This is a genomic window from Chitinophaga sp. (genome assembly GCF_036566945.1).
Classification (GTDB): Bacteria; Bacteroidota; Bacteroidia; order Chitinophagales; family Chitinophagaceae; genus Chitinophaga.
Map to the genome: position 1 here is coordinate 1 of NZ_DATCVJ010000899.1, position 9099 is coordinate 9099.

9 protein-coding genes are annotated in these 9099 nt (G+C 44.5%); 5 read left to right on the plus strand and 4 right to left on the minus strand.

Features of this window, described 5'->3' with window-relative positions:
* Together VIP81_RS27040 and VIP81_RS27045 are read right to left on the minus strand one after the other, a co-directional pair.
* Nucleotides 1-305 (minus strand): ATP-binding protein (locus VIP81_RS27040; protein ID WP_331968713.1); only part of this gene is annotated, 305 nt, incomplete at its 3' end.
* Between the two features lie 24 nt (nt 306-329).
* A complete protein-coding gene (locus VIP81_RS27045; RefSeq protein WP_331968716.1) occupies nt 330-641 on the minus strand; it encodes a hypothetical protein in 312 nt (103 codons plus the stop codon).
* A gap of 135 nt (nt 642-776) precedes the next feature.
* Here VIP81_RS27045 and VIP81_RS27050 point away from each other — a divergent pair, with 135 nt between their 5' ends.
* The 4 genes from VIP81_RS27050 (at nt 777) to ispE (ending at nt 4199) form a co-directional block, all read left to right on the plus strand.
* Nucleotides 777-1517, plus strand: a complete 741-nt coding sequence (locus VIP81_RS27050) for an electron transfer flavoprotein subunit beta/FixA family protein (protein ID WP_331968719.1) — start codon at nt 777-779, stop codon at nt 1515-1517.
* A 37-nt stretch (nt 1518-1554) separates the two neighbouring features.
* Nucleotides 1555-2526, plus strand: coding sequence for an electron transfer flavoprotein subunit alpha/FixB family protein (locus VIP81_RS27055; protein WP_331968722.1), 972 nt, complete (start codon nt 1555-1557; stop codon nt 2524-2526).
* Between the two features lie 189 nt (nt 2527-2715).
* Nucleotides 2716-3315 (plus strand): bifunctional nuclease family protein, encoded by a 600-nt coding sequence (locus VIP81_RS27060; RefSeq protein ID WP_331968725.1) that lies wholly within the window; start codon nt 2716-2718, stop codon nt 3313-3315.
* A gap of 74 nt (nt 3316-3389) precedes the next feature.
* Nucleotides 3390-4199: a 4-(cytidine 5'-diphospho)-2-C-methyl-D-erythritol kinase gene (gene ispE / locus VIP81_RS27065; protein WP_331968728.1), complete on the plus strand. Its 810-nt coding sequence runs from the start codon at nt 3390-3392 to the stop codon at nt 4197-4199.
* Nucleotides 4200-4202: 3 nt separating this feature from the next.
* On the opposite strand, the gene rplT is transcribed toward ispE, so the two are convergent.
* On the minus strand, nt 4203-4547 hold the full coding sequence (rplT, locus tag VIP81_RS27070) for a 50S ribosomal protein L20 (protein ID WP_106531095.1): 345 nt from the start codon (nt 4545-4547) through the stop codon (nt 4203-4205).
* A 48-nt stretch (nt 4548-4595) separates the two neighbouring features.
* Nucleotides 4596-4793 carry a 50S ribosomal protein L35 gene (rpmI, locus tag VIP81_RS27075; RefSeq protein ID WP_079471802.1) on the minus strand — a complete coding sequence of 66 codons (198 nt, stop codon included), beginning with the start codon at nt 4791-4793 and terminating at the stop codon, nt 4596-4598.
* A gap of 427 nt (nt 4794-5220) precedes the next feature.
* Between rpmI and VIP81_RS27080 the strand changes: the two genes are divergently transcribed.
* A partial coding sequence (locus VIP81_RS27080) for a hypothetical protein (protein WP_331968742.1) occupies nt 5221-9099 on the plus strand: 3879 nt, incomplete at its 3' end.

Genomic DNA, 9099 nt, shown 5'->3' on the forward strand with positions numbered 1-9099 from the left:
GCTACCTGGATGGCTACACGATTTTCCGCTACGTAGGTGTTGGTATCAAATCGTACGGTGTGCAGCGGCAGTTCCAGGGTGGCTGCCATTTGTTTTACAAATGCTTCATCCCGTTCAGATTCGGCTCCGCGGAGCTGAAAATTACAATGAGCGATGCCTGCCTGGTAACCTGCTTGTTTAAACAACCAGGCCATTACAATAGAATCTACTCCACCGCTTACCGCCAGGAGTATCTTCTGCGAGGGATCGAATAATTGCTGCCGGGAAATGTATGCGGAGAAATTAGTTATTAAATGTTGAGGCATCCGTTGTTTGTTGGATTTAAAATATTAATAGGCCAGTTCTTCGTAGGCCGACTGTAATTCGTTATAGGCATGTCTTTCGTTACCGGCTTTGGCCATGGCCATTCCTGTTTCGTATACTTTCATAGCGGCAGTATTATCTCCGGCGCGCTCCAGCAACTTACCCAGATGATAATAGGAACCTACATAACCAGGCTCATATGCCAGTAGTTCTTCAAACTGCTGCCGGGCTGCCACGTCGTCATTGATTTTAATATATTCCAGTCCCAGTGCGTGTTTCAGAAAGCTGTCGTTGGGCGTTGCCAACAGTAACTGCTTTATTTGTGCGATTCTGTCCATGCCGTTTGTTATTATTTAATTATACAATATGTCAATTGTTATGCTGATTAAAATCATCTTCTCTCCCTGCGGTTGGCGTACATTATTTAGATATATTTGCTATTACCGCATTTTTAAATAAAACAGTTTAAGGCCATGAAGATTTTAGTATGTATCAGCAAAACTCCGGACACGACTGCAAAAATAGCTTTCACGGACAATAACACGAAATTCAATGAGGCTGGGGTACAGTTTATTATTAATCCGTACGATGAGTGGTATGCATTGGTAAGGGCGCTGGAGCTGAAAGAAACAACAGGAGCTGATCTGCATCTGATAACGGTAGGAGCTGCAGATTGTGATCCTATTATCCGCAAAGCCCTGGCACTGGGTGGAGATGAGGCTTTCCGTATAAATGCAGATAGTGCTGACAGTTATTACATTGCATCCCAGATAGCGGCACATGCCCGGGATAAACAATACGATATTATTTTTACCGGTAAAGAAACCATTGATTATAACGGATCCGGCATAGGCGGCATGGTAGCTGAATTGCTGGAACTGCCTTATGTATCCATTGCTGCTAAATTCGATCTGAATGGTACCGTAGCTACGGTGAACAGGGAAATTGAGGGTGGTGAAGAAGTGTGTGAGGTATCACTTCCGGTGGTTGTTTCCTGCCAGAAAGGGATGGCAGAGGCTCGTATTCCCAATATGCGCGGTATTATGGCGGCAAGAACCAAGCCTTTAACCGTGGTAGAACCAGTTGCTGCAGATAGTCTTACGGCCATCATAGGCTCTGAACTGCCACCGGCAAAAGCCGGCGTTAAGCTCATCAGTCCTGATAATGTGGAAGAACTGGTGAAGTTGCTGCATGAAGAAGCGAAAGTGATCTAAGGGTAAACTATCTCTCAACTACTAATTTAAATTATTCATGTCTATATTAATATTTGCCGATCAGGCACAGGGTAAAATTAAAAAGGCGGCACTGGAAGCCATCACATACGGCGCTAAAGTAGCGGAGCAACTGGGTACAACCGCTACTGCACTGGTACTTGGTCCTGTTGATGCCAACGAGCTGGCTGCATTGGGAAATTATGGTGCGCAAAAAGTATTGCATGCAGCAGATGCCCGTTTACATGAAGTAGAAAGTATTGTATACACGAAGATTATTGCAGAAGCGGCAGGCAAAGAAGGTAGCAAGGTGATCATCTTCCCTCATAATTTTGATGGTAAAGCAGTCGCGCCAAGAGTAGCTGCCAGGCTGAAAGCGGGTCTGGTATCAGGCGCCATCTCCTACCCGGATACCAGCAATGGTTTTGTGGTAAAGAAAAATGTGTTTTCCGGTAAGGCGTTTGCCAACATTAATATCACATCTGATATCAAGGTAATTGCCATTATACCCAATACATTCCCTGTGGCGCCGGGAGCGACAACTGCTACAGTAGAGGCTTTCACGCCTGCTATCAGCGATGCAGACTTTAAAGTAAAGGTGGTAAAAACAGAAACGGTGAGTGGGGATATTCCGTTGACAGAAGCTGAAATTATTGTCAGTGGCGGCCGTGGACTGAAAGGACCTGAGAACTGGGGGATACTGGAAGATCTGGCTAAAGCGCTGGGAGCGGCTACAGCGAGCTCCCGCCCGGTAGCTGATGCAGGATGGCGTCCACATCATGAGCACGTGGGTCAGACTGGTTTAACGGTGCGACCTAATCTCTCCATCGCTATTGGTATTTCCGGAGCTATACAGCACCTTGCAGGTGTGAATGGCAGTAAGGTGATTGTAGTGATCAATAAGGATCCGGAAGCGCCTTTCTTTAAGGCGGCAGACTATGGTATTGTGGGTGATGCTTTTGAAGTAGTGCCTGCGCTCACAAAAGCAGTGAAGAAATTTAAAGAAGGATAAGATCAATTGTTGCGAATTAAGAATTACGAATGACAGGCAAAACTTTAAGATCGTGTTGATCCTGTAATTCGTAATTCTTAATTCATAATGCTTATATTAGGCATTTATCATGATAGATTTTTTTTAGATAAGGAATATTTTTCTAACTTCACGGTCTTACAAACTATTCAGCGACAACGCAAGACAGATATGAGAAAAATAGAACTGGAAATAGTTGCTTTATCGCACAGCATTACGCAGACTCATTCATATGCCGTGGTACTGGGAGAAGTAAATGGGCTACGCCGTTTACCTATTGTGATTGGTGGCTTTGAAGCGCAGGCGATTGCAGTGGCTCTTGAGAAAATGCAACCCAGCCGGCCTTTGACACATGACCTGATGAAAAACTTCATGAACGCCTTTAATGTAGAATTACAAGAGGTGGTCATCAGCAATTTACAGGAAGGCATTTTTTATTCCAAGCTTATCTGTTCCAATAACGACGAAACCATCGAGATAGATTCCCGTACATCCGATGCATTAGCCCTTGCTGTTCGTTTTGGCTGCCCTATTTACACCTTTGAGAATATTCTCAACAGTGCGGGCATCTTACTGGATGATCCTGCCGGTAAGAAGACTAACAAACCGGTGACCCCAACCATTTCAGAGCATGAAAAAGGTGCAGAGGACGACCTGAAAGCGATGAATGTTGAGGAGTTAACTACACTGTTACAGGAAGTATTGGAACAGGAAGACTATATCCGTGCGATCGCCATACGCGATGAGATTAACAGCCGCAAAAGCAAATAATTTCTTTTTAGTAAAAACAGTGCAGCTGGCAGTGGAAGACTGTAGCTGTTGTTTTGCTATGCAATGAATGCTACATGATTGTATTTCCCAATTGTAAAATAAACCTGGGCTTACATGTTACCAATAAGCGCCCGGATGGTTTTCATGACCTGGAAACTGTGTTCTATCCCCTGCCTGTGCATGACGCGCTGGAAGCCATTACCCATCGCGAGTTGCAATTTGCAGGCAGTGGTATTGCCGTACCTGGGCAGGTAAGTGATAATCTTTGTTTGAAGGCATTTCACCTGTTGCAGCGGGACTTTCCGCAGGTACAACCATTGAGTATTCATTTGCATAAACATATTCCGATCGGTGCTGGTTTGGGTGGAGGTTCGGCTGATGCGGCCTTTATGCTGCAATTAATCAATCAGAAATTTCAGCTGGGATTAACGGAAGCGGCGTTGGTAGATTATGCGGCACAGTTGGGGAGCGATTGTCCCTTCTTTATTATCAACAAGCCTTGTTTTGCTACGGGTCGTGGCGAAATAATGACTCCTGTTGAGCTGGACCTTTCCGGGTATTCGTTTGTGTTGGTACATCCGGGGATTCATGTGAATACGGGTTGGGCTTTTCAGCAGTTGACGCCGAAGGCGCCTGCTGATGCATTAAAAGACATCATACAATTGCCGGTAGCGGCATGGAGAAATAAGCTCAGCAATGATTTTGAGGGGCCGGTATTTGCTGCACATCCTGCGTTGGCAAAAATAAAGGAGCAACTATATGCTGCAGGGGCCGTGTATGCAACGATGAGTGGGAGTGGCTCCGCTTTGTTGGGTATCTTTCCTAAAAACAAAATAGCTGACATCTTGTGGGATGTCAGCTATCGGGTATTTACTATCAGGTAAGTCTTACTTTACAGAAGCTACCAGTGTTTTGAAAGTTTCTGGTTCATTCATAGCCAGATCAGCCAGAACTTTTCTGTTCAGGTCGATGTTTTTACCGGCTAATTTGTTCATAAACACAGAATAGGTCAACCCTTCTGCTCTTACAGCAGCGTTGATACGGGCGATCCACAGCTGGCGGTAGTTTCTTTTCTTTAATTTACGACCAACATAGCTGTAAGTAAGTCCTTTCTCAAGAACGTTCTTCGCTACTGTGTAAACATTTTTTCTTTTACCGTAGAAGCCTTTGGCTTGCTTTAAGATCCTTTTTCTCCGGGCTCTTGAAGCTACGGCATTAACTGAACGAGGCATTTGCTTTGTTTTTTCTCAGGTTATAAAATTCGATTCTTTTGACAGATACTAGCGCATTCCGAGCATTCTCTTAACCAGGTTAAGATTTGCTTCGTGAACCAGCGTACTACCTCTTAAGCTACGTTTTCTTTTCGTAGATTTTTTAGTCAGTAAGTGGCTTTTGAAGGCCATGAACCGCTTAATCTGTCCGTTCCCACCAACCTTGAACGTTTTCTTGGCACGGGAATGTGTCTTTACTTTGGGCATCTTACATCAAATTTGGTCTGCAAAGGTAGGAAAATAATTTAATAAAGCACAGTCTTGTGCAAATAAATACGCCGCCAGCCGAAATGTGGATAACTTATTAATATTTTTTTACCCTTTCGCAAGGGATTGACTATCAATTTTCCGCCTTATCTCTTCCCAACTTATCTGGCCACTATTCATATTATAAATAATATCACTTTTTTTATTTCTCTATATTATTTATAATTTTAATCTTAATTTAATTATATATTTTAGCCATACCATGTATAAATACCTGACGCCTATGAAACCATTTTACACATTACGCAGTATAGACCGGATATCCCTCACCGGCTATTTTTATCGATGTAAAGAGTTGAGGAACAATAAGGACTGACCGGAGCCATCCGCCAGACCTAATACTTTTTTTACTTAACTGCTTGCACCTATGAAACGACTATTAACCTTTTTATTCCTCCTACTGGGGTTCATCCTGCTGAATAAGCAGGTGAGCGCGAGGCAAAACCCTTCCAAAGGGGATGCCTTTATGAACCTCCCGGATTCTGCCTGCTGGAACAGTTTCGCCAGTACGAACGTATTTTTCTGGCAAAGCACCAAAATCGTAGATTCCGTAGACTGGATTATCACCGGGGGAGGCTACAATATTTTGTACGCGAGTCAGCGAAATGCGAACCTTACGCCCAAACTAATCGGGCAAAAGCCGGAGGCTACCGGAAACAAGAACGCTTTGACAATACAGTTCCTTGATCTGGGACTATATACTATTAAGGCGACTTTGTATTACCAGGGCACAAAAACGATTGTTAGTAAGACTATATATGTTAAAGATTGCTCCATGGCCACCTGCCTGGGGCAAAATACCGGTGTGGGAGATTTCCTGGAGGACTTTGGTAAGTTCCCTAAAAACGCCACTAATAGTGTCAGTAGCCCAAGCGCACCTACTCCCGCCAATGGTGGGTACAATTATGTGCCCGTGCCACTCGCCGTTGATTTTGCAGATAACAGTTACACCGTTTTTTGGCATACACAGATTCGATCAGAATGGGTTAAAGCATATAATCACTCCCCTAATCCAGACCCTAACTATGTGGGTGGTATGCTAATTGCGAACTCAGCAGTTGATAAAAAAACATTTTTCGTTAAAAAAGCGGTTCCTGTATGCCCCGGCTCTATGTATAATTTCAGTGCCTGGTTTATGAATGTCAATAGCAAGTCGACATTTAACGACGGTTGCGCATCCGGGAACGTCGATGGATACCATTATGCCGGTGTGACCTTTCAGATCACAGATGATGCTACTGGAGCAGTGCTTGCCAAGTTCAAAACCTATGATGTATCGATGAACCTCGATGCGCCCACCTGGCAGGAATATGGAGGTGCATTCAAAACACCGGCGAATGTAACTGCGGTAACCCTGTCTATTATAAACGATAAACAGGGAGGTTGCGGTAATGACATAGCCATTGATGATATCAGTTTCAAATATTGTAGTCCTTATATATACTCATTTATTGATGGACAAGACAAACCGCCTTTAAGGGCGGATTCGTTGTGTGAGGGAGCTCCTGTTACCATTAAAGCGGTATATAGTCCTTTTGACTATTTCACCAATCCTACTTACCAATGGCAATACACCAGGGATACACTGAATTGGCCGGCTAATCCTGTCTTCCCGACAGGCGTTACGGGGATCAATACTTCTGTACTTACATTTCCGGTTGGCACACTGAAAGGTGATCCGAATCAGATTGTAGATTATTATTTCCGGGTAAACATCCTGGAAAAGAATAACCCCAGCAACTGTGCTTCTCCATCTCTCTATACAAAAATCTCGGTACTCCCTAAACCTAAAGTAACTATTTCTTCGGGCAGGATATGTATTGGTGATTCTGTATTATTAACAGCGAATGGAGGATATAGTACTTATGAATGGCAAACCAATCCTGTTGTCACAGGGCCGAAGATGACTGCGTTTCCTACCGTTAACACCACGTTTGCAGCCATTGGTATTGCAGACTACGGATGGAATAGTGTTAAAAAAGAACCCCGGCAATGTAGAGACACCGGTTATGCCAACGTTATTGTAGATCTGCAACCTACAATTGACATGACGGCTGCTCCTACCGATATCTGTTTGGGTAAACAAATTACACTGACTCAAACTCACGGAGGTGCTCCTCCGGATAGTATATCCTGGACATGGCGGTATAATGGTACTACCATCGGTAACCTTAGCGATGTAACACTGAATCATACACCTACGAGTGTAGGTACCCAGCAATATACCGTTACAGTAAATAATCATACCTGTACCGCGGCCGATACTGCCTCTGTGATTGTGAGATCGGTACCTAAAGCAGATGTAGATACCATTTACAAACAATGTAATATACCGGACTTCAATATTAAAAGAAGTACACCTCCGGCAGATCAGCAAGGTAAATGGATATTTGATGGCCCTCATAAACTGGAGGTAATCACCAATACCACTACGCCGGCAACAACTGTTAAAGGCGTACTACCTGGCGATACCGTTCACCTTTTCTGGATTATCACCAACAAAGCACTGGCGGCTTGTACCGATACTAACCGGGTTACACTCATCAATACCAAACCGCTTACAATAAGTGACGCTGGTAAAGATTCGGTACAGTGTGGTAACGCTGACTTTAAACTGAACGCCACCCAACCGGGCATCGGAGAAAAAGGTAAATGGACGTTAGGAACTGGTACTACCAGTGCAGATGTTTCGTTGGATTACGACACGGCGTATAATACGACTGCGCATATACTTGGCGCTACCCGTCCTAAAACAGTGCAACTCATCTGGAGTATTTCCAATGGTGTATGTGCCGGTGCCACTTCCAGCACCATCAAACTGACGGTGAAGAACCCTCCTACCGTTAAAGTAAGCGCAGCGGCTGTATGTAATACTTCCCCCACATTTACAGTAGCATATAACAGTCAAACAGGCACGCTCCTGAAATATGTACTGGATGTGAATCCCGCCGCATTACCAGCGAGGAAGATGCCGAACTTTGCAAAAATCACCGGCACCTGGCCGCTTACAACGCCAGCAGGTTCCTTTACCGTGCCACTGCCTGCAGGAACAGCTCCGGGCAGTTATGATTTTGTGCTGACTGCAAGTGAAGATCCAGCGAATGGATGTAATACAACGGTTTATTTCTCTCTATCTGTAGAGAAGCCGTCTACTACCCCTACAGGTGTTACGGCATCGGTAAGTAGTTTATGCGTAACCGGTAGTACTACCTTAACTGTTGTTGGAGGTTCTCTTGGAGTTGACTCCACTGGTAAAAAAGCTACCTGGAAGTGGTACACGGGTGCATGCCCTGGTTCCGCAGGTAGCATACGCGTTTATCCTGCTTCGTCCAATGCAGACAGCTCTGTTGTTACCTTTAATAATATTGCAGCGACTACTACTTATTATGTGATGGCGCCGAGTACAGGACCTTGTAGTAATACAGCTTGTGCTTCTGTAAAAGTAACCGTGTATGCGCAGCCTAATACAGCGAATGCCGGCATAGATCAACAGGCTTGCGAACGTACAGCAGATTTCCAGTTAAATGGTAATGCAACAGGGGTAACAGGTGCTCAGGGTTTGTGGACGACCTGGAATAGTAATGCAATTATTACTAACCCTACTCAGCCCAGTGCGACAGTAAAGGTAAATATTGGAGATACTGCGACTTTATTTTGGACAATTTCAAATGGCCCTTGCACAACAACAACGGATACGGTGTTTATCGCCAACTTCAAAAAACCGATAGCGGCAGCTGCCAACATTGATCAGAAACACTGTAATGACTCTATGTTCACCATGGCGGCCAATAAGCCGACAGAATACGGAGCAAAAGGTACATGGACAGCAGTTGGCAGGCCTACCTGGGTAACTATCACAGACACCACTTTAAATACTACTGCAATTAAAGTATTAGCCGGTCATACTGCTACAATGGTATGGACCATCACTAACGGTACCTGTGCCGCTACTACCGACACCGTGCTGCTGACCAACTACGACATCCCTGCTATCGCAAATGCCAACATTGATCAGAAACATTGTAATGACTCTATGTTCACCATGGCAGCCAACAAGCCGACGGAATATGGTGCATATGGTAACTGGACCGCAGTAGGTAGACCAGGCTGGGTAACTATTACAGACACCACTTCAAATACCACTAAAATCAAAGTATTGGCCGGTCATACCGCTACAATGGTATGGACCATCACCAATGGTACCTGTGCCGCTACTACCGATACCGTGCTGCTGACCAACTACGAC